Origin of the sequence: Chryseosolibacter histidinae, from assembly GCF_018598225.1 — a bacterium.
GTDB lineage: Bacteria > Bacteroidota > Bacteroidia > Cytophagales > Cyclobacteriaceae > Chryseosolibacter > Chryseosolibacter histidini.
In genome coordinates this window covers 1-25,182 of record NZ_JAHESF010000065.1, presented here as the reverse complement: position 1 = coordinate 25,182, position 25,182 = coordinate 1, and the positions used below count along the sequence as shown (strand labels likewise).

Genomic DNA, 25,182 nt, shown 5'->3' with positions numbered 1-25,182 from the left:
AACTGGAGGTTGCCGAACGTCAGCGTGAGGCGCTGATCCGCGAAGCATCGGCCAGAAGATCGCAAAGTACCGTAAGCCAGCGCAATATTTCGCTCGCACAAACCATTGTCAAAGAAAGAGAAGCCAACCTTGAATTTGCCAGGCTCCAATTGTCGTACGCATACATTACTGCCCCGGTGGATGGTGTGATCTCCCGCAAAAATGTTCAGCTGGGCCAGCTCGTTCAGGCCGGGCAATCGCTGTTCGCGCTGATAGATGAAGGCGATAAATGGGTAGTAGCTAACTTCAAAGAGACTCAGCTGGAAAAAATGAAAACAGGTCAGGCAGTCGACATAGAAGTAGATGCGTTTCCCGGGGAAACTTTCACAGGAACAATAGAGAGTATTTCTCCGGCTACCGGCGCCAAGTTCTCACTGCTGCCACCCGACAATGCGTCAGGCAATTTTGTGAAAGTAGTACAGCGTGTGCCTGTCAAGATCGTGCTGCAGAAAAAAGATGCGAACAAAACACTGCGGGCCGGCATGAACGTATACGTGGATGTTCACTTAAACTAGAAAGCGATGGGCCTGGTATTGTCTCATCCCGATAGCTATCGGGACTCACGTCTCAAATCTCATATCTAACTCCCGATGCAACAGGAATCATTGGTTGAATACGGTTTTAACAGGGTGATCATCACGGTCACGGCCATCATGTGCGCCCTGCTGGAGATCATTGATACCACGATCGTGAATGTGGCGCTGAATGAAATGAAGGGAAACCTGGGCGCTACACTGAACGACGTGAGCTGGGTTATTACGGCTTACGCGATCGCGAACGTGATCATCGTACCGTTGACGAGCTGGCTGTCGCAGCAGTTCGGGCGCCGGAATTATTTTGCGGCTTCCATTATTATTTTTACAGTCGCGTCATTCCTGTGCGGAAATGCCACGTCGATCTGGGAGCTGGTATTTTTCCGGTTTATCCAGGGATTGGGCGGAGGGGCATTGCTCGTTACGTCGCAGACCATTATCACAGAAGTATACCCGCCGGAGAAACGGAGCATGGCCCAGGCATTGTACGGCATGGGTGTTATTGTGGGGCCAACGCTCGGGCCACCCCTCGGCGGATACATCGTTGATAATTTTTCGTGGCCGTATATTTTTTACATCAACATCCCCATCGGCATCATCGCCACCTTCCTCACGCTTCAGTATGTGAAAAGTCCGAACTACGGCGGCAAACGAAGTGCGTCGGAGGTCGACTGGCTGGGAATTTTCTTCCTGATCCTCGCGGTAGGGTCGCTGCAATACGTGCTCGAGAAAGGCCAGGAGCACGACTGGTTTTCAGATACGAGCATCATCGTTTTTGCAATCGTCGCAGTTCTCGGTGTATACTTTTTCATCTGGCGCGAGCTGGTGGCCGAACAACCTGTTGTGGACCTGAGGGTATTGAAAAATAAAAACCTCGCCATCGGCACCGTGTTGTCTTTTATCCTGGGATTCGGTTTGTACGGATCTACATTTGTGATCCCGCTGTTCACCCAAAACTCATTGGGATGGACCGCCCTGAAAGCTGGAATGCTGCTGGTACCAAGCTCTCTCGCCACAGGATTAATGATGCCGTTCGTAGGCAGGATGCTGCAGAAAGGAGTCTCTCAGAAATATTTGATCGCCATCGGATTTTCTATATTTTTTGGATACAGCCTATGGGCCTATACGATCATTACACCGTTCACCGGGGAAAGTGATTTCTTCTTCATCCTGATGGTACGGGGTATCGGCCTCGGATTGTTGTTCGTGCCAGTGACAACGCTTGCCCTGTCGACCTTGAAAGGAAAAGATATCGGGCAGGGAGCAGCGTTCACGGGCATGGTGCGGCAGCTGGGTGGATCATTCGGCATTGCCCTTATCAGCACGTTCATCAGCCGGCAAAGTGTACAACACCGCGCAGACCTCATCAACCATCTGTCGCCTTATGACCTGGATGTACAGCAACGGCTTACCGCGATGAAAGCCAACTTCCTCGCACACGGCTCCACCCTTGACCAGGCAACACAACAAGCCAACAAGATGCTGGATGTGCTCGCCACCCGTCAGGCGATGCTGCTGACTTATATGGACGTGTTTATCTATATCGGCGTGTTTTTTCTGCTGTGCGTGCCCTTTGTACTGATGCTGAAACCCGTCAAGAGCAAAGTTGACGTTTCGCAGGCGGCCCACTAACAGTCGTCAGACCACTGCGCAGGGAGCAGCGCGCAGGGCAGTGGTCCGACGATTACCCCGGCCCTTGTTGGTGTTCTTCACCAACAAGCAACACCAATATCCGAAGCTATCTCAAACGCACTCGTACCTTCAAGAATAGAAAACTCCGTTAGCCATTGGGGGAAACAGCCGTGGACCGTCGACTGTAGACCGTGGACTATTTTTCCCCACAATTAAAACTAAAAGCGGCCGTTATACATCATGGTATTACGAGACCCTTTTGCATGCATCTCCGATCCTTGCGAGTACTTCTTTTACTGGCCTTTGTCATGGCCATGGCGGATCACGCCTGCGCCCAGATAACCCTTACCGGCATGGTAGCCGACTCCGCCACCATGCAGCCCATGCTCGACGTGAACATTACCGTTAAAAGGTCCGGCAAAGGAACCGTTTCCGATGCCCGAGGATATTTCAGCCTAAGCGCAAATGACACCGACACCCTGGTCTTCTCCCGGGTGGGATATTATACAAAAGTGCGCCCGGTGAAATGGGTGAAAGAGGTGGTGATCATTTTTTTGACGGAAGAGCATAAAACGTTGCAGCCCGTGGTGATCGAATCTGAAACACTGATGCCCTGGCTGAAGAAATTGCCCCCTGAAAGTCCCTGGAAAAATCCCACGCTCAACAAAAGTTTCACAGAAACGCCAGGCTTCCAGGGCCTTCAGACCTTCGGACCAGGGTATGTGATGAGCGGGCCGATCTCACGATTCTCCAAATATGAAAAAGAGCGAAAGAAGCTCAAGGTAGTGCAGCGCGAGAATTACAAAGCGCGTAATTACGTTGACATTGTAAACGATCCGGAAGTAAAAGACAAGATCATAAAAGACTACAACCTCACAGAAGAAGAATACTATCGTTTGCTGGCCATCTTCAACGAAAAAAATAAAGACATCATCTACGAGCTTCAATCGAGTGAATTGATCCCGCTGCTCTTTATGTTTTATGGGGAGAATGCTAAGAAAAAGTAGCCAGAAGTAAGTAGTAAGTAGTAAGGAGCGCTTCGAAATACAACAAGTGTCAAATCATCGTCTTGTGCTCTGAAACAACTTCTTGCAGTATTCTCCTACCACCAGGTTTCAACGTCCATCCTTGCAAACAAAGTCACATTCCTCAAACGAAGCCTCCTTCTCCTTAATTCTTACTTCTTACTCCTTACTTCTTTTTTCTGCTACGAAGGCATACCTAAGACAATAAAAACCTCCGGTAAAAAGTAACTTTTAACATGAATGAACGTTCATATACCTACCATGCCGAAACAGGACAACAAAAAACAGGACATCATACAGGCTGCGCTGACGCTTTTTGCCACGCAGGGATATGCTTCCACGCCCGTAAGCCTCATCGCAAAAACCGCGGGCGTTTCACAGGGCCTGATGTATAACTTCTTCACCAGTAAAGAGGAGCTGCTCCGTGAAATGGTCAGCATGGGCGCTGCCGATATTGCCAGCTCCATGAAAAGTTATGACACCATCACCGATCCGGCGGAAGCCATCCGTACGCATGTGCTTACCACCGTGGCCATCATTGAACAGCACAAGGAATTCTGGCGCCTGCTTCATGCTGTAAGGCTGCAAGGGCAGGTGATCCGCACTGTGGAAGACCAGTTCCGGCAGATCACCACGACTGTCACCGCCGTTTTTGAAAAAGTATTCAGGAAACTGAAATACCCGAATCCCAAACTTGAAGCCATACTCTTCCTCACCCAGATCGACGGTCTGGTGATCCTGTACCTGCAGGATGAAACAACACCGCTGAAAAAACTCGCACACCAGCTCATTAACCGATACATCGAATGAACCACACGCAACCTTCATGGCTTAACAAAAAACGCTATCCCTTTCAATCGAGGTGGATAGACATCGACGGTCACTCCCTTCATTATATCGATGAAGGCAGCGGAGACATCATCCTGTTTGTTCACGGCACACCGGAGTGGTCATTCGGCTACCGTGAGGTAGTCAAAGGGCTACGGGACAGGTTCAGGTGCATCGCCATAGACATGCTGGGCTTCGGGCTTTCAGACAAACCTGCTGCTGCGGATTATACCTGCCAGGCTCATGCCTCGCGGCTGGAAAAATTCATCTCGCAGCTCGCACTGAAAAATATTTCCATCATGGCCAATGATTTTGGCGGAGGCATCGCCATGAGCTACGCCATTAACCATCCGGACAACATCAATCGCATCATACTGTTCAACACATGGATGTGGTCATTGGCGAACGATAAGCATTACACGGGTCCGGCAAAGCTGATGAGCACGTGGCTGGGCCGCATGCTTTACCTCCGTTTCAATTTCCCGGTAACGGTGATCATGCCCGCAGCTTATGGCAACAAAAAGTTGTTGACCCCCGAAGTGCACGATCATTATAAACACGCGTTGAAAAAAGGTGAGCGAACTGCCGCTTATGCTTTCTCCCGGGAGCTCATCGACGCCTCACCCTGGTGGCAGCAACACTGGGAACAGCTCGACATCCTTCGGCACAAACCTTTTTTATTTTTCTGGGGAATGAAAGACAAGTTCATCCCGCCCACCGCGCTGGAGAAATGGAAATCGCGGTTGCCTCATGCCAGGGTCGTTGTCTTCGATGATGCCGGCCACTTCGTACAGGAGGAGAAGTCTGCGGAGATCATCAGCACCGTGAAAGATTTTATGGATCTATAGACAAAAAGAAGTAAGGAGCCAGGAGTAAGGAGTCAGGAGGCCCTCGAATACGAAATGTGTTACATCATAGTCTTGTTCCCTGGCAAACAACTTTGTGGTTTGTCATTCTACCAATGTTCGAAGTCAATCCTTGAAAGCAAACCAAACATCCGAACAGAAGCCCTCCTCACTCCTTACTCCTTAATTCTTACTCCTTACTCCTTTTCTGTCCTTCCTTCTGACTACCGGCTTCTTTTATACAAATAAAATCTTGTTGCAAAACCGAAATTCCTGCATCTTTCCAAAAAAAGAGATGATGCAGGAAGATGCTCTTAACAATCTGCGGGAGGCGCTGAAACTTTCACCCGATAACATGTTGCTCAGGCTGATGCTGGCAGAAGCTTTGCTGAACGCGAAGCAGGCAGACAAAGCAGAGGCTGAGTTCAAGATCATTCTTGACAAAGATCCTTCCAATGAGCAGGCGCGCACCGGCCTTGCAAAAGCTTTTTACGAGCAGCAGAAATATTCCGCCGCCATTGTGATACTGGAAGAGCTGCTGGAACGCAAACCCAGCAATGCGCCGCTGCTGTTGTTGCTGAGCAAGTCGCTTTTAAAGAACGATGAACCGGCCAAGGCCATGCAGCATTACAAGAACCTGCTCGCCATCAATCCTTCAGCCAACGACGAGGAGCTCGACAAACATCTCAGGGGCGCCAACACCGCCGGCGGAAGTGTGGACGACATCATCGAGTCGCTGGAAGACAGTTTCGAGAAGCTCGAGAAACCGGCCATCAACTTCGATCACGTGGGTGGCATGAACAAGGTGAAGGAGGAGATTAAGATCAAGATCATTCAGCCGCTGCAATATCCCGAGCACTACAAGGCTTACGGAAAAAAGATCGGTGGCGGCATTCTGCTGTATGGTCCTCCTGGCTGCGGCAAAACTTACCTGGCCCGGGCAACCGCGGGGCAGATCAACGCAGCTTTTATTTCCATCGGCATTCACGATGTGCTCGACATGTGGATCGGCAGCAGCGAGAAGAAGCTGCACGAGATCTTCGAGCTGGCCCGCAGGCAGACACCGTGTGTGATCTTCTTCGACGAGATCGACGCACTCGGCGCAAGCCGCTCAGACATGCGGCACTCCGCCAGCAAGATGCTCATCAATCAGTTTCTCACAGAGCTCGACGGCGTGCAGGCTTCCAATGACGGCCTGCTCATCCTCGGCGCCACCAACGCACCGTGGCACCTCGATGCCGCCTTCAGGAGACCTGGCAGGTTCGACCGCATCATCTTCGTTCAGCCACCTGACGCGGAAGGCAGAGAAAGCATTCTCCGGATCCTGCTAAAAGATAAACCGCTGGGGCAGATCGATTATGCGCTGCTCGCCAAACAGACCCAGGATTTTTCCGGCGCAGACCTGAAAGCATTGATCGACGTAGCCATCGAAGAGAAGCTGCGCGAGTCCTTCGAAAAAGGAGTACCGCAGCCCATCCAGAACAAAGACCTTTTTAACGCCATCAAACAGGTGAAACCTTCTACGAAAGAATGGTTCACCACGGCACGCAATTACGCGTTGTACGCCAACGACTCAGGCCTGTACGACGAGATCCTTGACTTTTTAAAAATCAAAAAATGATCGATTCCCTGCTAGAACGCGCCAACCAGCTCATCAAGCTGAAAAGATACCAGGATGCGGAGAAAGAACTGAAACAAGCCCTCACCCTGGAGCCCAATCGTGCACAGGCGCTGGCGTTGCTGTCGATCTGCCAGTCGGAGCAGAACAACCAGAAGGAAGCCATCAACTTTATCCAGCAGGCTATCGCGAAAGAGCCCGACAACGATTTTTTTCTTTATCTCTATGCTTTTTATCTCTTCAAAGATGACAAGCTCAAGGAATCGGAGAAGATGATGCGCAGCGCCATTGCCTTCGAGCCGCACAACGCTGAATACTTCGGGCTGCTGGCGCTGATCAAGATCAACCAGCGTGAATGGCAGCAGGCGCTTGACAATGCCAACCAGGGGTTGTCTGTTGACCCTGACAACCTCACGTGCCTCAATGCGCGGTCAACTGCTTTCTTCAAGCTCGACAAAAAAGACGAAGCTTACACCACCATTCATGAAGCGCTTTCAAAAGATCCGTATAACGAAGTAACCCACACCAACCTGGGCTGGGGGTTGCTGGAAAAAGGCGAGCACAAAAAGGCGCTGGAACATTTCCGCGAAGCGCTGAAGATCAATCCGGATTTTACCTATGCCAAGGCAGGGCTTGTGGAAGGCCTCAAGTCGCGTTACTGGTTCTACCGGCTGTTCCTGAAGTATGCATTCTGGGTGGGCAACATGAAAGGCAAAGGTCAGTGGGCTGTGGTACTCGGTCTGTATTTCGGCATCCAGCTCCTGAACAAGATCGCGGCAAGCAATCCAGGCCTCGGCGTGTTCATTACACCCATCGTCTATTTATATATCCTGTTTGCGATCTCTACCTGGATCATCGGGCCGTTGTCAAATCTTTTTCTGCGTCTGAATGTATACGGCCGTTTCGCACTGACTCACGAAGAGATCCAGTCATCCAACTTTGTAGGTATATCGCTGGCTGTGGGATTAATTGGCGGAGTGTTGTTCCTGTTCACGGGTGATTTCGTGTTTGCCATGCTGGCGATCGGTGGACTTACCATGATGATCCCGCTGGCATCGATGTTCAATCCCGCAAAAGAACGCTCGAAGCGGATCCTGGTTGCCTACACCATACTCATGGCACTCATCGGATTGGGTGCCATACTCGATGCGGTTTTCCATTACGGCATCGGCATCCTGGGAACGGTCTACATCTTCGGCATCCTGGCGTATCAGTGGATCGCCAATGCGATGATCATCCGTTAACGGTATTATTTATTTCTTGCTGGCGTTGAAGAGCTTTTCCTTCTCTTCTTTGGTGAGGCTTTCGTAGCCCCCTGCCGAGATCTTGTCCAGGATGGCGTCGAGCTCATCCTGCGATACGGAGGGTTTGCCTTTTGATTTCTGCTGTGCGTCGCCCTCTTTACGGTACGATACTTTGACCCTGGCCCGCGGCTTGAAGAGATCTTTGAACCAGTCTATGGTGACGGTGATCCAGTTGCCCCAGTTGACGCCTGACTGAAGCTGCTTCATATAAACAAAGCCGATCAATGCACCACCAAGGTGAGCGATGTTGCCGCCTGCATTGGAGCCAACAGCGCTGAGAAATGAGATCACCACATAAAAGGCTGCGATGTATTTGATCCTTACCGGGCCGAGGAAGAGCAGGAAGAAAGTATAGTTCGGAAGCAATGTAGCCACTGCCACCACCACCGCATAAACAGCGGCTGATGCGCCCACCAGGCTGCTGGGTTGAGCAATGAAGTAAGGCACCGTGTTATACAGACCGATATACAACAGTCCGCCGGCAAGTCCGCCGAGCACATAAAGTGCTATCAGCTTATCGCTTCCGAGATATTCAACAAACAGTCTACCGAACCAGTAGAAAACGAGCATGTTCATCAGAATGTGAAAGATGCCGATGTCGCCAAATTCGTAGCTGAAGTAATGCGCAAAGGAATAGGTCAGTAATGTCCAGGGTTCCCTGATGAACTCGCTGAGCACTGACGGCAGCGTGAACTGGTCATAGACGAGGGTAAATAGCTGTGGCGTTCCGGCGATCTTGGCCAGAACATAAAGCACACCCATCATCATAAAGATCACCACATTGATGATGATCAGTTGTACGTGTGCGTTGTTGTACCGTTGAAATGCGTTCTTGAACTCCTCTAACATACACTATCAAAAAATAAACTCAATCGCCCCTGCCCCGCCAGAACTGGAGGAACAGAATGGCCACTACGATACCCCCCAGGTGCGCAAAGTGCGCCGTATTGTCACCAGCCTGCGGTCTAAGTCCTGAGAATATAGCAATACTTCCCAACACCATCACCATGTACTTGGCTTTAAAAGATACGGGTAGAAACATTAACCTGAGCTCCATATTTGGAAATGTTACACCAAAGGCGGTCATAACCCCATAAACAGCGCCAGATGCACCGATCATGACAGCAAATGATCCCACACCAAAGAACATATCGATCAGGATATTGAAAATACCTGCGCCAATACCGGTGATCGTATAGAAAATAAGAAACCTTTTTTGCCCCCAGAACTCTTCCATGATCGGACCCATGAAGCTCAGCAATAACATGTTAAAGAAAACATGGAAAAAATCTCCATGGCAGAACATGTACGTGAATAACTGGTAGGGTTTGAAGAGCTGCGTTTTGACGTTATACAATGCCAGATAATCTGTCAACGGCAAAATGCCCTGCAGGATAAAAACAACCGCGTTGATAATGATTAGGTTCCTGACAACCGGGGTAATTCTGAACATCTGCTACGTTTTAAATTCCTTTATTAGTACGTTACTTTTTTATTGACGGCTAAAATAACTTTCAATTTTACCCAGCTCAAAAATAAAAAAAGTCGGCCTGCCGTCTGGCGCATAGTTGGGCGTTGAGCAGGCGAAGAGGCTTTCAATTAACGACTGCATCTCTTCTTTCACAAGCTTTTGCCCGCTTTTGATACAGGCCCGCCGCGCCAAAGCCCTGGCAAGATTCTCCTTCAGCGGAAGTGACAGCTCAGACTGGTTGATCTTGAATTGCTCCAGCAAGCCCTCAAACAGCTCTTTTTCCCTACCCGATGAGAGGTTGGCCGGAATACCATTCACCAGCAGCGTATTTTTACCGAATACCTCAAAACGGAAACCCAGCGCCGTGATCTCCTGCTCCATCTCCATCACCAGCGCAAAATCTGCCGCGCTCAAAGTAATGGTTTGCGGAAACAGGCTCTGCTGACTCTCCGCCGACTTGTTCCGGAGCTGATTTAAAAAACGTTCGAAGAGGATCCTTTCGTGCATCAGTTGCTGATCGAGGATCATCATGCCCGACTTCACCGGCCTGACGAGATACCGCTGATGAAGCTGAAATAAAAACTTCTCCTCCTGCAAAGATTGTTCCGCCGCCGGGCTGTTCAGCGCACTTTCGAAACGCAGGGTCTGCACCTCTTTCGGCTTCTCCGATTGCTGATCCACTGCCGCCGGGCGCTGCTGGCCTTCAAAAAGTTTCTCCCAGTTCTCTGTATTGGACCGGTGCAGTGCGGTAGAAAAACGCTCTTCAAAATAAACGTCATTGGATTGCCCTGCCGACTGGCTTAGCTTGGAAAGGATATTGACGTCGGCATTGAAGTCAATGGCCGGTGTCAGGTTATGAGACCCGATGGCCTGGCGAACAGCCGAACGCACCACGGCATATACCGCGCGCTCATCGTCAAACTTGATCTCTGTTTTTGTAGGATGAACGTTAACGTCGATGTGTTTGGGGTCGATCTCGATGAAGATCACATAAAAAGGAAAGCTGTTGTCCGTGAGCAGCCCTTCGAAGGCGCTCATCACCGCATGATGAAGGTAGTTGCTGCGGATGAACCTGCGGTTGACAAAAAGGAACTGCTCGCCCCTCGTTTTGCGCGCAAAGTCAGGCTTGCCCACATAACCTTTAACCCGGGTCAGGTTGGTTTCTTCCTGGCAGGCGGCCAGTTGCTCCTGATATCCTTTGCCAAAAATTCCTACGATCCGCTGGCTCAGCTTTCCGGGCTGCAGGTCATACACCACCTCATCTCCCTGAACCAGCATAAAAGCGATCTCGGGATGGGCCAGCGCCAGGCGTTGAAACTCATCAATGATGTGCTTCAGCTCCACCGGGTTCGACTTCAAAAAATTGCGGCGGGCGGGAATGTTATAAAAGAGGTTTTTGACACTGATGCTGGTACCTTTCTCGCAGGCCACCGGCTCCTGCTTTTTTACTTCCGATGCCTCCACCACCAGGCCGGTGCCCAGCTCCTGCTGCGCGGGCCGTGTTCTCATCTCCAGCTGCGATACCGCGGCAATGGATGCCAGCGCCTCGCCCCTGAAACCCATGGTATGCAGGGTGAAAAGGTCTTCTGTCTTTCTGATCTTGGAAGTAGCGTGACGCTCCAGGCTCATGCGGGCATCCGTTTCAGACATGCCCTTGCCATTGTCGATCACCTGCACCAGCGTTTTGCCGGCATCCTTGACAATGAGCTTGATGCTGGTGGCCTCCGCATCGATGGCGTTCTCCATCAATTCCTTAACCGCCGACGCTGGCCGCTGAACCACTTCACCGGCTGCGATCTGGTTGGCTATGGAATCAGGTAAAAGCTGAATGATATCTGGCATGAGCAAAGCGGGGATTCAACGTGCAAATTAATTCATTTGCCCGCAGACCCTAATGCCGGAAATAACTATTTAGGTGAATTCTTGACGCCATCCATCGAAGCGGGTGCGATTCTTGCTTCTGACAATAAGATGTGAGATCTGAGATATGAGTCCCGATAACCATCGGGATGAGACATTGGAGGCATTCTTCTCAAATCTCAAGTCTCATATCTCATGTCTCATGTCTATTTTATAAATTCAGGGTCATAAAAAAGAAGATTTATGGCTGTAACCGTTTTATTTCGCTAAGGCATGGTAAGAAAGATTTCAGGGTTCATTCTGGCAATGTTTGTGGTGGCTTCCACAGCCCAGGCACAAACATCGAAAGATCAGTGGGTAGACAGTGTGTTCAGGCAGATGAGCCTTGACGACAAGATCGGTCAGCTCTTTGTTGTTCCCGTCTCGGGCGATATCGATAAATCCGACCTTGACGAGCTCAGCAGCAAAGCCGGCGCGGGTACCCTGGGAGGTGTGGTGTTTACATCTATGCACAACCTCAAACAGGCCGGCATCATCACACAGCTTCAGTCCGCCTCCCGGTATCCCCTGCTCATCGGCCTCGATGGCAGCTCCGGCCCCGGCATCCGGCTCGACAGTGCCCTTGCCTATCCGTTGCCCCAGGTATTGGGAGCCGTTGCCAACGATAGCCTGATCTTTTTTATGGGCAATGAAATGGCCCGCCACATGAAGCTGATGGGCATCCACCTCACATTTATCTCCGCCAACCTTGCCATCCAGGAAAACAGGGAAACGAATTACTCATTTGGTGAAGATCCGCTGTCCGTGGCTTCCAAATCGCTGGCGTTCTGGAACGGTCTGCGGTCAGGTGGTGTGCTGGCGGGCGCAAAATATTTTCCGATCCAAGGACTGAGAGTCACCGAAGTGCAGAAAGGGGTCCCCAACGTGCAGCTTACTGTGGATTCGGCGCAGGCCTATCCGTTTAAAACACTGTTCAAAAACCATCTGCCTGTGTTGATGCCGGCGTCGGCACACCTGCCCATGTTCTATTCAGAAAAGAAAACCGCCATCAAAAACCTGTTCACCGGCAGCAGCCTCTCCGCGGCCTTTGCCGGCGAGTGGATCCGGGAGCACATGAACTACGATGGCCTGATGATGGTGGATGTTGAAAAAATGATGGAGTCACCCGGCACCCTCAGTGCGGGAGAAGCCGAGATATTTGCGTTTCAGGCCGGCAATGATATGTTGGTCACCTCTGCCAACGTGGCTTCTGTGATCCGGAAAATGAAAAAGATGCTGCGCACGCAGAAGGAGTTCCTTCCCCAGCTCGACAGCAGTGTAAGAAAGATCCTGGCACTGAAGTACGACGCCGGACTTTCTAAAAAACAGCAGCCAACAGATCACCTCCATCCGAAGCTGGTGACCACCGAAGCGCGGTTACTGCAGCATAAGATCTATAAAGCAGCACCTACCGTCATCGCCAACCAGCGCAATACACTGCCCATACATTCGCTGGAGAACAAGACCTTCACCTGCATCATTACGGGCGATAGCCTGAAAGGAACGGTCTTTTCAGAGCGCGTTTCAAAATACGTTCAGACCAAACAACTGAACGTGACGGAAAGATCAGACACCGTGCGGCTGCCGGAAACCATCCAGGCACAACAGCAGGTGTTACTGGTGGCGGTTTTCCCCGACACGAAAGAAAAAACACTGCTCACATTGTTGCCTGTGCTCAGGGAGTCGCGCATCAATCGCGAGGTCATTATCTGTGATTTTGGCTCAACCATCTTCAGGGCCTATGCACACCAGTTCCCTGCGGTGATCACGGCCTACACAGACCAGCCCGAGATGCTCGAGATCATGCCACAGATCATTTTCGGAGCACTTCCCGCCGAAGGTGTGCTGCCTGTTGCCTTCGGGCAGATCCGGGCCGGAACGTCAACCCGCACCCCCGCGCTTGACAGGCTCTCGTATTCGTTTCCCGAAGATGCCGGCATGGACGCAAAAACACTCGACAAGATCGAAGCCATCGCGCAGGAGGCCATCAGCACCGGCGCCACCCCGGGATGCCAGATCCTCATTGCCAAAGAAGGAAAAGTTATTTACGACAGGGCCTTCGGATACCTCACGTACGAAAAACAGGCGCCGGCCACAGACGAAACCATCTACGACCTGGCATCGCTGACGAAAGTGACAGCCACGTTGCAAACCACCATGTTCCTTTACGAGAAGGGCCTCATCGACATCAACAAAAAAGCATCGGTCTACCTGCCCGAGCTCAGGGCTTCCAACAAAAAAGATTTTACGCTGAAAGATATCCTCACCCACCAGGCGGGGTTGTGGCCTTTTCTTCCCTTCTGGGCGCACACCATGAAAGATACCACGTACCTGCCGGAGTATTACAGTCACAAGCTCTCGCCCCAGTATCCGCTGGTGATTGCCGATCACCTGTATGGCTCCCTTGCCATGAAAGACAGTCTCTGGAGCTGGGTCGTCAAAGCCAGGATCAGGGAGAAACCAGACCGCACGCCGTACGACTATCGCTACAGCGACATGGGCTTTTATATACTTCAGCATCTGGCAGAAAGAATGTTGAATCAGCCGATGGATGATTTCCTGTCGCAAAACCTGTACGAGCCGCTGGGCGCCTATACCACGGGTTATCGCCCGCTGCTCCGGTTCCCGATCCGGCAGATCGCGCCCACGGAAAATGACAAGCTCTTCAGAAGGTCGCTGCTGATCGGCAACGTTCATGACCAGGGTGCCGCCATGCATGGTGGTGTTGCCGGGCATGCAGGCCTGTTCAGCACCGCCAATGACCTTGCCAAGCTGGGCCAAATGTTGCTGCAGGAAGGTAAGTACGGCGGGCTGCAATATTACAAACCCGAAACCGTGAGGCTTTTTACCCGCAGGCAGTTCGAGAACAGCCGCAGGGGACTCGGGTGGGACAAGCCGACACCGGGCGAATGGAACGGGCCAACTTCCATGCTGGCATCACCCAAGACGTTCGGCCATACAGGTTTTACCGGAACATGCATGTGGGTGGATCCCGAGTTCAATGTTGTTTACATTTTTCTCTCCAACAGGGTGCATCCCGACATGACCAACAATAAACTTTTAAGCGCCAATATTCGTTCTCGGATACAGGATGTGGTCTACCAGTCCATATTTAACTATTGTAAGACGGCTGAAAGCACTCCGGAGAAGCCCGTGAGCGCTCCGGCAGATACTTTTGGCAGGTCACAATAAATAATTTAGCTGGGCGACTATGGAGTAGAGGGGCCGGTGAGTTGTTAAAAAATTGTTAAACCTTATCTGTGGATCAAATAAAAATCGGTATCGTCTGCTATCCTACGTTCGGGGGCAGCGGTGTGGTAGCTACTGAACTTGGAAAAGCGCTCGCCAAAGAAGGGCACAAAATCCATTTCATCACGTATTCTCAACCTTCGCGTCTTGATTTTCTGAATGAGAACCTGTCTTATCATGAGGTAAACATCCGTTCTTATCCGCTGTTCGAATATGCCCCTTACGAGCTGGCGCTGGCCAGCAAGATGGTAGATGTAGTGAAGAATGAAAGGCTCGACCTGCTGCACGTTCATTATGCCATCCCCCACGCTTCGGCTGCCTACATGGCCAAGCAGATCCTGAAAACCCAGGGCATCACCATACCCGTAGTCACTACCCTTCACGGCACAGATATCACGCTGGTAGGCAAAGATGCATCGTACGAACCTGTGGTCACGTTCAGCATCAACCAGTCTGACGGTGTCACGGCAGTGTCTGAAGACCTGCGGAAAGAAACCTATCAGTCTTTCAGGATCACCAACGATATTGAAGTGATCCCGAACTTCATCGACCTTGAAAAATTCAAAAAGCAGAAGAAAGATCATTTCAAAAAAGCGATCTGCCCCAATGGCGAGGCGCTGGTGGTGCACACTTCCAACTTCAGGAAAGTGAAGCGCGTAGGCGATGTGATCACGATCTTCGCCAATATTCATAACGAGATCCCCGCCAAGCTGCTGCTCATCGGCGATGGCCCCGAGCGCGTGCGGGCAGAAGCACAGTGCCGCGAGCTGGGTATCTGCGACGATGTGCGGTTCCTGGGCAAGCTTGAAGCCGTGGAGGAAGTGCTCTCTGTGGCGGACCTCTTTATCATGCCCTCGGAAAAAGAAAGCTTCGGTCTTGCAGCGTTGGAAGCCATGGCCTGCGAAGTACCCGTGATCTCTACCAATACCGGCGGTTTACCTGAGCTGAATATTCAGGGTGGTACAGGTTTTTTAAGCAATGTGGGCGACGTGGAGGATATGACCAGGAAGTCGCTTTTTGTTCTCGACAAGAACAATTTACCGCGGTTTAAAGAAAATGCCCTGCGCCGGGCGAAAGAATTTGATATTTCGCGAATCCTGCCGCTCTATGAATCGTATTATCAGCAGGTCATGGAGAAGACAGCCGCAAAGTCGACTAACCTGACATAATTCCCCCCAATGAAAAAAATGTTTGTTTTAAAATTTGCGCAAGCACTTTGGTTATGGATCATGTTACTGGTTTACGGAACGAACGCAATGTTCCTAAAAACAAGGGCTCTAGACAATTATTCAAAAACCCGATTCTAGAAAGGTTATCACGGACGCACATTGCCGTTCCGCTTACAATTTTTTTCACCTATTCCGCCGTACTGCTCTACTGGAGCATCACCCATACATCGCTTCCGGTATGGCTCACGGCAGCGATGTTTATGCTGGGGGCGCTCGTCTTCACCTGGGTGGAGTATATCACGCACCGCTACGTGTTTCACATGGGCACCTACACGAAGCTGAGAGAGAAGATCCAGTACACCGTGCATGGTGTTCACCATGAGTTCCCCAAAGACAAAGAGAGGCTGGCCATGCCGCCACTGCTGAGCATCACCATTGCTACACTGCTGTTGCTGCTGTTCAGGCTCATCATGGGCGACCTTGCATTCTCATTTCTGCCAGGTTTCCTTTCGGGATACGCACTCTACCTTTCGGTGCATTACATGGTGCACGTCTACCAGCCGCCCAAGAACTTTCTGAAGGTGCTCTGGATCAACCACAGCGTTCACCATTACAAGCATGGAGAATATGTTTTCGGGGTCTCCTCACCGTTGTGGGATTATATTTACGGAACAATGAAGGAAAAGAAAAAACATACGGCCGCTGCCTGATCATTTCAAGAACTGGCAGCAGGACGAACAAAAAAAGCCGCGGGGAAGCGGCTTTTTCTTTTAAATGTGTTGCGGACTACATTTTCACTTCCCCGCGAGACGGTTTCTTTTCCGCCTTCGCGTAGGTTGCACAGGTGTAATAAGAACATGAAGAAGCAGTTACGAATACCACCAGCAACAATACCGCCATTAATCTTTTCATGTTATTCGTCATTATTTGATCTCTCAAAGTAAAAACGTTGATGGCGATCTTTTCTTGTTTTGGCAGGCCCTTTATTACATCCGTTCCCAAAAAAATCAAAAATGAGTGGCTTAGCCGAAACAGATTTCAGAAATTAATGGTTTATAGGGAGATAGACCAAAGCCATGCTGGGATACCGATTTTCTAAATACACCCCTCCGCCTGAAAAAGGCAAAAGCGACTTCGATAAGCTCCTGAAAGTGTTCATGCAACTGGTTTTAATTACATCGGGAAACGTTGCCGAAGCGTTGCAATGGCTCACCGAAGTGGATCGGCAGCATAAATTGACCAACGGCGAGTATGGTATCGGTGATTTCATCGAAGACCTCAAGCGCAAGGGATACATCACGGACGAAGGTCCGAAGGGAGAGTTTAAACTAAACGCCAAAAGTGAGCAGAACCTGCGGCAATCTGCGCTCGAAGAGATCTTCGGCAAGCTGAAAAAGACGCGGTCAGGAGAGCACAACACCTCCCATAGTGGCCGGGGCGATGAGCAGACCACAGAACGGCGTGATTATGAATTTGGCGATACCCTCGAACAGCTTTCGGTCACCGATTCGCTGAGGAACGCCCAGATCAACCACGGCCTCGATAACTTCATGCTCACAGAAGATGATCTTGAAGTGATGGAGAGCGAGTTCAAAACGCAGACCTCGACCGTGCTGATGATCGACATCTCACATTCCATGATCCTGTACGGCGAAGACCGGATCACGCCTGCAAAAAAAGTGGCCATGGCGCTGGCGGAGCTGATCACTAAAAAATATCCGAAAGACACGCTGGACATTCTTGTTTTTGGAGACGACGCCTGGCAGATCGAGATCAAGGACCTTCCCTACCTGCAGGTTGGTCCGTACCATACCAATACCGTGGCGGGGCTGGAGCTGGCCATGGACATTCTACGCAGAAGGAAGAACTCGAACAAACAGATCTTCATGATCACCGACGGTAAGCCTACCTGCATCAAGCAGGGCATCCGTTATTATAAGAACGCTTTCGGGCTCGATGAGAAGATCCTCAACAAGACGCTGACCCTCGCCAGCCAGCTGCGGAAGATCAAGATCCCTGTGACCACCTTCATGATCGCTACAGACCCTTACCTGAAAGCTTTTGTAAGGGAGTTTACCAAAGCGAACAACGGCAACGCTTATTACAGCAGCCTGCAGGGATTGGGAAACCTGGTCTTTGAAGATTTTAAACGCAACAGAAGAAAAAACCTATAGTTCACAAGCAACGCAATGACAAAAAGTAAAACACTCGGAGAGCTCAAAAAAACGGGATACAAACCCAAATCCATCAAAGACGAGCTGCGCGACAACCTGATCCAGAAACTGAAAAATAAAGAAACTGTTTTTGAAGGAATATGGGGATACGAGGAAACCGTTATTCCTGACCTTGAAAGAGCGATCCTTGCCGGGCACGATGTGAACCTGCTGGGATTGCGTGGTCAGGCCAAGACAAGGCTGGCACGACTGATGGTGTACCTGCTGGACGAGTACGTTCCTGTGATCGAAGGATCGGAGTTGAACGACGACCCGATGGACCCATTGTCACGTTATGGCCTCGATAAAGTGAAAGAGCTTGGCGACAACACTCCCATCACGTGGCTGCACCGCGCCGAACGTTACACCGAAAAGCTTGCGACCCCTGACGTGTCCGTTGCAGACCTGATCGGCGATGTTGACCCGATCAAAGCGGCCACACTGAAGCTCCCGTATTCAGACGAGCGCGTGATCCACTTCGGGCTCATCCCAAGGTCCAACCGTTGCATCTTTGTCATCAACGAGTTGCCAGACCTCCAGGCCCGCATCCAGGTAGCGCTCTTCAACATCCTTCAGGAAGGCGACATCCAGATCAGGGGTTTCAAGATCAGGCTGCCGCTCGACATCCAGTTTGTTTTTACAGCCAACCCCGAAGACTACACCAATCGCGGAAGCATTGTTACGCCGCTGAAAGACCGCATCGACAGCCAGATCATCACCCATTATCCCAAGACGCTGGAGATCGGCAAACGTATCACACAGCAGGAGGCACGGCTGAAGGAAGCACAGCGTTCCATCTCCGTTCATGAGATCGCCAAAGACCTGATCGAGCAGATCGCATTCGAGGCGCGCAAGAGCGAGTACGTTGACGCCAAGAGTGGTGTATCCGCACGCTTGACCATTTCCGCATATGAAAATCTTGTGGCGGCCGCCGAACGCAGAAGCATCATCAACAACGAAAAAAATACGTCGATCAGGGTTGCTGATTTTATCGGTGTGATCCCGGCCATCACGGGCAAAGTAGAGCTCGTATATGAAGGTGAGCAGGAAGGCCCCAACATCATCGCCCAGAACCTTGTAGGAAAGGCGATCCGCACGCAGTTCATCAACTATTTTCCGGATCCTGACAAGTTCAGGAAGCAAAAGGAAAAAAGTCCTTATAAAAAAGTAACGGACTGGTTTGGCGATGGCAACACCATTGATGTGCTGCATGACATGAACCAGGCGGAGTTTGAAAAAAAGATCAGGAGTGTGCCAGGGCTGACGGAGCTGATCCAGGACCTGCACAAGGCACAGGATGCCGGCACCAAGCTCTTTTTAATGGAGTTTGCGCTTCATGGTCTCGCAGAATATAGTTTAATTAGCAAACATCATCTCACGGCAGGGCTGCAGTTCAAAGACCTGCTCAGCAGCATGTTCACGCTTCCCAGGCCTGAGGCGGAAGATGATGATGAAGATGATATCAGGGGAAAGTATAACTGAAAATCCAACACATGAACAGGCCGCAGGAATCCGTTTCTTACAATCCACGGCAGGTTCAGGAGCTCAGAAGGCTTGTAGCCCTCGGCGAGAGCGGTACCCTTGAATTCAAGCGGAAGGCGGCTTACCCTGAAAAGATCGTTCGCGAAATGATCGCCTTTGCCAACACCAAAGGTGGTACGCTCTTGCTGGGCGTAGGCGATGACGGAAGCCTGCCCGGATTGAAGTATCCTGAAGATGAGTCGCACGTGATCCAGGAAGCACTGAAAAAGTGCAGGCCGCGCCTTCCGGTGCAGGAGCAGTTCATTCCCATCGGCAATGCCCGCACCATTATCCGCTACGACATTGAAGAGAGCGAGAAGAAACCTCACTACCTGACAGCGGGTGGGCAGCAGGAGTCTTTTGTTCGTGTGAATGATCAAAGCATCAAGGCCAGCCGCGAGGTGAAGGAGATCGTGAAACGCGCACGAAAGAAAAAAGACATTCGCTTCTACTACGGCGAGCACGAAAGATTTCTCATGCAATACCTCGACGTGCATCCCGCCATAACGCTGACAAAGTTCATCGAGCTCAGCGGACTCAAGAGATTCTACGCTTCAAAAAAACTGGTGCTGCTCGTGCTTGCCGATGTATTGAATATTACACCACACGAAAAAGGTGACCTCTACTCGCTCGCCTTCGGAAAAAAGTTAACCCAAAAATAATCATCCAAAAAGTACAAGCTTTCCGATTGATTCATTACATTTCGTAAACCAAGTTCTTTGTGAAGTATGTCTAAAACCAAGAAGGAGAAGAAGATCTTCGTACTCGACACGTCTGTAATTATTTATGAACACAACTCCATCCTTAATTTTGACGAACACGACGTCGGTATTCCGATAACCGTACTGGAAGAGCTTGACAACTTCAAAAAAGGGAACGACACTAAAAATTTCGAAGCGCGGGAGTTCATCCGGCTGATCGATAAGCTCGCCAAAAATCAACTGCTCCACCAGTGGAATCCCATCAACGGAAAAGGCAAAGGCAACTTCAAAGTATTGATGGATACCCACAGCGCTGTGGATGCCAACAAGGTCTTCAACGAATCGAAGGCAGACCACCGCATCCTCAACTCGGCGTTGCAACTTCAGAAGGAGGAGAAGAACAAACGCATCATTCTCGTTTCCAAAGACGTGAACCTGCGTCTCAAGGCGAAGTCGCTGGGCCTGCAGGCTGAAGATTACACCACGGGAAAGGTTCAGAACATCTCTTCGTTGTATTCCGGCAAAACCATCTTCGAAGATGTTGATGCCAATGTGATCAACCTGCTTTACGAAAAAGGTTACTGCCCTCCGCAAGATCTGCTGGGCAAGAACGAAGCGCTCAAAAATCACTACTACATTTTCAGAAGCGGAAAAAAATCAGCGCTGGCGTATTTCAATCCGCTCAACAATATGCTCGAGCATGTGGAGAAACGGTCTGTCTATGGGGTGAAGCCACGCAATGCAGAGCAGACCTTCGCCATTCACGCAGCGCTTAAACCCGAGATCAAACTTGTATCCATTCAGGGCGTTGCGGGCACGGGAAAAACCCTGCTTGCCCTCGCTGCTGCCCTTGAACAGAAACGTGAATACAAACAGATCTATCTCGCGCGCCCCATCGTACCCCTGAGCAACAAAGACATCGGATACCTGCCCGGCGATATCAAGTCAAAAGTGAATCCGTACATGGAGCCACTCTGGGACAACCTGAAGTTCATCCAGAATCAGTACAGCGAAACCGACAAGGAATACTCCAAGATCACCGAGATGGTGAACCAGGAGAAGCTGGTGATCACACCCCTGGCCTACATTCGCGGCAGGAGCTTGTCCAACATCTGTTTCATTGTAGACGAAGCACAGAACCTCACACCGCACGAAGTGAAGACCATCATCACCCGGGCCGGTGAGAACACCAAGATCATTTTTACGGGAGATATTTACCAGATCGATACACCTTACCTCGATTCACAAAGCAATGGCCTTTCAACCCTGATCGACAGGCTGAAAGACCATGAGCTCTACGCGCACATCACCCTTGAAAAAGGAGAGCGCTCGGAGCTTGCCAACCTGGCGAATAACCTGCTGTGAATTAGTTGACAATTGACAAATCCCGATAAATATCGGGACAATTGACAATGGTTCCGTCAAAGGTTTCTTCATTTGAAACATGTATTGGATTGTTATGCTGCGCGTGTTGTCAATTGCCATTTGTCAACTGTCAATTGGTTTCTCTTTTCCCATTTCAAGAATATTCCCAGCTACAAATCGTGTTTTTGAGCTGATTTCAGCATCTTTTTCTGCTGGCCTGATAAATGAGTTACTCTCAGAAACTTTTCTGAAGTATGCTCCTCAAGTTATTATTAAGTGTATTCAGTGAATCGATGCAGGCCAGATTCATGAAGAGAAGGGGTATTATACTGGGAACCCGCAGAAAGAACGGGCGCGAGGTATATACCTATATGTTCCATAGGTTGTTCGCCGAGGTCGTGTATAAAAATGACGACCCGGATGCCAGTGCTGAGCACGTTAGGTTGATCGTAGGATTGAAGAGACTACAATACTATCTGGAGAGGGAGGCAAAGCAGTACTATGAGCACCACTGAACAGGATAAGCAGAGATGACATCCGCCAGCGGGCAGATGTCATCCCTGAAAAATTATTTTTTCGACAGTACTTTAACCATTGTTTCACCAATCTCGGCCGGAGATTCAACAACGTGAATTCCACATTCGCGCATGATCTTCATCTTGGCAGCAGCGGTGTCTTCTGCTCCACCGATAATGGCGCCGGCGTGGCCCATTCTTCTTCCCGCGGGCGCGGTCTGGCCAGCGATAAATCCTACAACTGGTTTTTTGTTACCTGATTCTTTGATCCAGCGTGCTGCAACGGGTTCATAGTTACCACCGATCTCACCGATCATGACGATCGCTTCGGTTTCAGGATCGTTCATCAGCAGCTCCACGGCATTCTTTGTGGGTGTACCAATGATGGGGTCACCGCCGATACCGATGGCTGTGGAGATCCCCAGGCCTGCCTTCACGATCTGGTCGGCAGCTTCATAGGTAAGTGTACCTGACTTTGACACGATTCCGATCTTGCCTTTCTTGAAAACAAATCCGGGCATGATACCCACTTTGGCTTCGCCGGGCGTGATCACACCAGGACAGTTAGGGCCGATCAGTACCGCACCTCTGCTTTGGATATATTTTTTGGCCACCATCATATCCTTTACAGGGATACCTTCGGTGATGGCAATAACAACTTTGATCCCGGCATCAGCGGCTTCCATGATGGCGTCGGCAGCAAAGGCCGGCGGTACAAAAATGATGGAAACATCCGCTCCGGTTTTAACCACCGCTTCCTTTACGGTGTTAAAGACCGGCCGTCCCAGATGCTCAGTTCCCCCTTTGCCAGGAGTTACACCGCCAACAACGTTTGTTCCGTACTCGATCATCTGACCTGCGTGAAACGACCCTTCTGAACCGGTAAAACCCTGGACAATTACTCGGGAATTCTTATTTACTAAAACACTCATGGGATTTATTTTCTTGTGAGCACAAAAATAGAAGAATAATGCTTCCGGCCAAACTGAAGAATAGGCAGTAGGCAAAATGGCAGTAGGCAATGAACCAGTAGGCAATTGACAATAGGCAGTAGACAAAGTGCGGGCGTTGAGATACAAGGCAACCATGCATCCGAGGCGTACCGGAATTGGCTGTAACTCGTCCTTTGCCTACTGTCCCGATCTTGATCGGGATTTGCCTACTGCCTACTAATACTGAATCTTATTTCTTAACAGGGACCTTGATTCCAGTCCTGAGCAGGAAAGCGTCATACGCCTCCTGATAAGCTTGTACGCCGGGCTCCAGTTTGATGGCTTTTTGGTAGGCGCTAACGGCATCTACCAGCAGTTTGTTCTGCTCAAAGAAGCCGGCCTGGATCAGACTGTTCAGCGCGGTTTTTTCAGCGGTCTGGGCCTGCACATCGGCAAACGCTGACCTTACCTTCTCTTTCTCTGCCTTCGAGAATTTTCTCAAGGTATGGACCTCGGATTCTTTCTTGTCTTTTTTGGAAGTGACTTTGACCATGATATCATTTTCGTTGGCGAAAACGGCATCGTTCAGGTTGATGGAGACGCTGTTGTCAGAGGTTTCCACCTTGTGAAGCTCATCGCCGAAAAGACTGGTGAATGTAACAACAAAGGGTGCGCCCATCGCTTTATCTTTCTCCCACTGGATGGAAACGGTATCGTTATACACATAAGAAGAAGAGCGGGGCAGATACACTTTTATGTTGTCAACACCACGGTGAACCGCTCCCGTAGCAGCAAGGTTATTGTTCTTTTTCTGGGCCGAGCTGAGAATGAAATCAGTGTACTTGTTGAGCACGCTGGCACCGGTGCCCACTTTGGCAGAGAGATCAGCCACACGGTATCTTCCGGCGCTCTTCACCTCCAGGGGTTTGCCGCTGGAGTGGATCAGTCCTACGTATGCATTGTCCGTGACCTTGAGCTCGTCGGCAGTCTTGAGGCTTGCACCTACTTTAACGGGCTCCCAGTTCGCTCCTACTTTGACTTCGTTCTTTCCTTTGTTGACCAGCACTTTAAATGCGTAATCCTGGCTGTAAGCAGTGGTATAAACAATCAACGCAATCGCAATGCTGAAAAATCTCATTTTCATAAGGTTGGTTTTTTTTGACTTCAAAAGTATATCAATATGAACGTGCTGAAAAGAATAAAGCCGCAAAACCGCGGCCTTATTCGCTCAACTATCTTAAAGGACTTTTATTTCTTCAATCCCTGCCTTAACATGAATTCGTCGTAGGCTTCTTTATAGGTGGGTACATCGGGTGCAAGTTTCACCGCTTCTTCGTATGCGGTGATCGCATCGATGAAAAGGTTGTTCCCTTCATAAAAACCTGCCAGGATCAATTTGTTGAGGGCGTTCTGCTCCTGCACTTCAGTGCTGATCTCACCCAACAGTTTCTTGATCTTTTCCTGATCGGCAACGGAAAGTTTTTTGATCAGGTAAGGTTGTGAAACCTGCTTCGCATCGGTTTTTGAAGATACTTCTACAAAAATCGCATTTTCAGAAGAGATCTTGGGATCAGAAAGGTCTATGCGGATGCTGTTCTCAGGTGTCTCGATCTTGGTGAGCTCATCCTCAAACATGTTCTTAACAGTGACAACATATGGTCCGGCTACCTTGGTGCCATCCCAGTTCACAATGGCCACGGGGTTGAAGATGCTGGAGTATTGTTTTTCAGGAAGGTAAACTTTGATGGCTCCGGCTTCACTGTCGCCCCGGTGTACGGCTCCCGTTGCGCTCAGCTTGTTCTTTTTGGCTTCCGCCGAGTTGCTGCTGAGGATAAAGTCAGTGTATTTATTGAGTACGCTGCTGCCGGCACCGATCTTGGCTGCAAGCTCAGAAACTTTGTAGTTACCCGCTTGTTTCAGCTCCATGGGTTTGCCGCTGGCGTGAACGAGTCCGATGTAGGCGTTATCAGCGAGCTTTACTTCATCAGAAGAACGCAGGCTGGCTCCGGTTCTGAGGGGCTGCCAGCTCTCGCCTGATTTTACCTCGTTTGTACCTTTGTTAGCCAGCACTTTAAATGCATAATCCTGGGCCAAAACAACGGAAGAAGAGGCGAAAAGGAGGAAAATAAGGGTCAACTTTCTGGTTTTCATGGTATTGTTTGATAAAACGGGCCGTCTAAATTACGAAATTTCCTGTTCCTGCGGTGTTAATACAGCTTTCTTACGTTTGGTAAACCACTTATCCCTAAAGTAACGCACCGAGGTCATCAGCACACCGTTGTAGATCTCAAAACAGGTTCCAACCAATGCCACAACGGCCAGC

General features: G+C 50.1%; 21 protein-coding genes. 15 read left to right on the top strand and 6 right to left on the bottom strand.

The genetic code is table 11. The annotated features are described in order from the left end of the window. The 7 genes from KK083_RS30820 to KK083_RS30790 all read left to right on the top strand — a co-directional run. Positions 1 to 554, top strand: a 554-nt coding sequence (locus tag KK083_RS30820; protein ID WP_254170008.1) for an HlyD family secretion protein, incomplete at its 5' end; no start/stop codon positions are given. 75 nt (positions 555 to 629) lie between these two features. After that, the gene (locus tag KK083_RS30815; RefSeq protein ID WP_254170007.1) at positions 630 to 2,204 is read left to right on the top strand and encodes a DHA2 family efflux MFS transporter permease subunit; all 1,575 of its coding nucleotides are present in this window, start codon (positions 630 to 632) and stop codon (positions 2,202 to 2,204) included. 308 nt (positions 2,205 to 2,512) lie between these two features. Then, positions 2,513 to 3,211, top strand: coding sequence for a carboxypeptidase-like regulatory domain-containing protein (locus KK083_RS30810; protein ID WP_254170006.1), 699 nt, complete (start codon positions 2,513 to 2,515; stop codon positions 3,209 to 3,211). Between the two features lie 258 nt (positions 3,212 to 3,469). Next, the gene (locus tag KK083_RS30805; RefSeq protein ID WP_254170005.1) at positions 3,470 to 4,039 is read left to right on the top strand and encodes a TetR/AcrR family transcriptional regulator; all 570 of its coding nucleotides are present in this window, start codon (positions 3,470 to 3,472) and stop codon (positions 4,037 to 4,039) included. Then, positions 4,036 to 4,905 carry an alpha/beta fold hydrolase gene (locus KK083_RS30800; RefSeq protein ID WP_254170004.1) on the top strand — a complete coding sequence of 290 codons (870 nt, stop codon included), beginning with the start codon at positions 4,036 to 4,038 and terminating at the stop codon, positions 4,903 to 4,905. Before KK083_RS30805 ends, KK083_RS30800 begins: the two co-directional genes overlap by 4 nt. Before the next feature lie 292 nt (positions 4,906 to 5,197). Beyond that, complete coding sequence (locus KK083_RS30795) at positions 5,198 to 6,523, top strand: AAA family ATPase (RefSeq protein ID WP_254170003.1); 1,326 nt, start codon at positions 5,198 to 5,200, stop codon at positions 6,521 to 6,523. Further along, positions 6,520 to 7,764 (top strand): tetratricopeptide repeat protein, encoded by a 1,245-nt coding sequence (locus KK083_RS30790; protein WP_254170002.1) that lies wholly within the window; start codon positions 6,520 to 6,522, stop codon positions 7,762 to 7,764. Before KK083_RS30795 ends, KK083_RS30790 begins: the two co-directional genes overlap by 4 nt. A gap of 9 nt (positions 7,765 to 7,773) precedes the next feature. Here KK083_RS30790 and KK083_RS30785 read toward each other — a convergent pair whose 3' ends face one another. The 3 genes from KK083_RS30785 to mutL are packed head-to-tail and all read right to left on the bottom strand — an operon-like array spanning position 7,774 to position 11,137. Further along, positions 7,774 to 8,673 (bottom strand): rhomboid family intramembrane serine protease, encoded by a 900-nt coding sequence (locus tag KK083_RS30785; protein WP_254170001.1) that lies wholly within the window; start codon positions 8,671 to 8,673, stop codon positions 7,774 to 7,776. A 19-nt stretch (positions 8,674 to 8,692) separates the two neighbouring features. After that, positions 8,693 to 9,277, bottom strand: coding sequence for a rhomboid family intramembrane serine protease (locus tag KK083_RS30780; RefSeq protein WP_254170000.1), 585 nt, complete (start codon positions 9,275 to 9,277; stop codon positions 8,693 to 8,695). Positions 9,278 to 9,316: 39 nt separating this feature from the next. Further along, positions 9,317 to 11,137: a DNA mismatch repair endonuclease MutL gene (gene mutL, locus KK083_RS30775; RefSeq protein WP_254169999.1), complete on the bottom strand. Its 1,821-nt coding sequence runs from the start codon at positions 11,135 to 11,137 to the stop codon at positions 9,317 to 9,319. Positions 11,138 to 11,428: 291 nt separating this feature from the next. Here mutL and KK083_RS30770 point away from each other — a divergent pair, with 291 nt between their 5' ends. From KK083_RS30770 to KK083_RS30735, 8 genes are all read left to right on the top strand, one after another. Continuing rightward, positions 11,429 to 14,386, top strand: a complete 2,958-nt coding sequence (locus KK083_RS30770) for a serine hydrolase (protein ID WP_254169998.1) — start codon at positions 11,429 to 11,431, stop codon at positions 14,384 to 14,386. A gap of 77 nt (positions 14,387 to 14,463) precedes the next feature. Next, a complete protein-coding gene (gene bshA, locus KK083_RS30765) occupies positions 14,464 to 15,612 on the top strand; it encodes an N-acetyl-alpha-D-glucosaminyl L-malate synthase BshA (protein WP_254170009.1) in 1,149 nt (382 codons plus the stop codon). 53 nt (positions 15,613 to 15,665) lie between these two features. Next, the gene (locus tag KK083_RS30760; protein WP_254169997.1) at positions 15,666 to 16,322 is read left to right on the top strand and encodes a sterol desaturase family protein; all 657 of its coding nucleotides are present in this window, start codon (positions 15,666 to 15,668) and stop codon (positions 16,320 to 16,322) included. 366 nt (positions 16,323 to 16,688) lie between these two features. Beyond that, positions 16,689 to 17,786: a vWA domain-containing protein gene (locus tag KK083_RS30755; protein WP_254169996.1), complete on the top strand. Its 1,098-nt coding sequence runs from the start codon at positions 16,689 to 16,691 to the stop codon at positions 17,784 to 17,786. Between the two features lie 15 nt (positions 17,787 to 17,801). Continuing rightward, positions 17,802 to 19,307 carry a magnesium chelatase gene (locus tag KK083_RS30750; RefSeq protein WP_254169995.1) on the top strand — a complete coding sequence of 502 codons (1,506 nt, stop codon included), beginning with the start codon at positions 17,802 to 17,804 and terminating at the stop codon, positions 19,305 to 19,307. 11 nt (positions 19,308 to 19,318) lie between these two features. Further along, a complete protein-coding gene (locus tag KK083_RS30745) occupies positions 19,319 to 20,008 on the top strand; it encodes an AlbA family DNA-binding domain-containing protein (protein WP_254169994.1) in 690 nt (229 codons plus the stop codon). 66 nt (positions 20,009 to 20,074) lie between these two features. Continuing rightward, positions 20,075 to 21,412: a PhoH family protein gene (locus KK083_RS30740; RefSeq protein WP_254169993.1), complete on the top strand. Its 1,338-nt coding sequence runs from the start codon at positions 20,075 to 20,077 to the stop codon at positions 21,410 to 21,412. Between the two features lie 254 nt (positions 21,413 to 21,666). Further along, positions 21,667 to 21,927, top strand: a complete 261-nt coding sequence (locus tag KK083_RS30735) for a hypothetical protein (protein WP_254169992.1) — start codon at positions 21,667 to 21,669, stop codon at positions 21,925 to 21,927. Positions 21,928 to 21,980: 53 nt separating this feature from the next. Here the strand turns inward: KK083_RS30735 and sucD are convergent, their stop codons facing one another. From sucD to KK083_RS30720, 3 genes are all read right to left on the bottom strand, one after another. After that, positions 21,981 to 22,859 (bottom strand): succinate--CoA ligase subunit alpha, encoded by an 879-nt coding sequence (gene sucD / locus KK083_RS30730; RefSeq protein WP_254169991.1) that lies wholly within the window; start codon positions 22,857 to 22,859, stop codon positions 21,981 to 21,983. A 250-nt stretch (positions 22,860 to 23,109) separates the two neighbouring features. Further along, positions 23,110 to 24,003, bottom strand: coding sequence for a hypothetical protein (locus tag KK083_RS30725; protein ID WP_254169990.1), 894 nt, complete (start codon positions 24,001 to 24,003; stop codon positions 23,110 to 23,112). A gap of 104 nt (positions 24,004 to 24,107) precedes the next feature. Further along, positions 24,108 to 25,010 (bottom strand): hypothetical protein, encoded by a 903-nt coding sequence (locus tag KK083_RS30720; RefSeq protein WP_254169989.1) that lies wholly within the window; start codon positions 25,008 to 25,010, stop codon positions 24,108 to 24,110. Between the last annotated feature and the right edge of the window lie 172 nt (positions 25,011 to 25,182).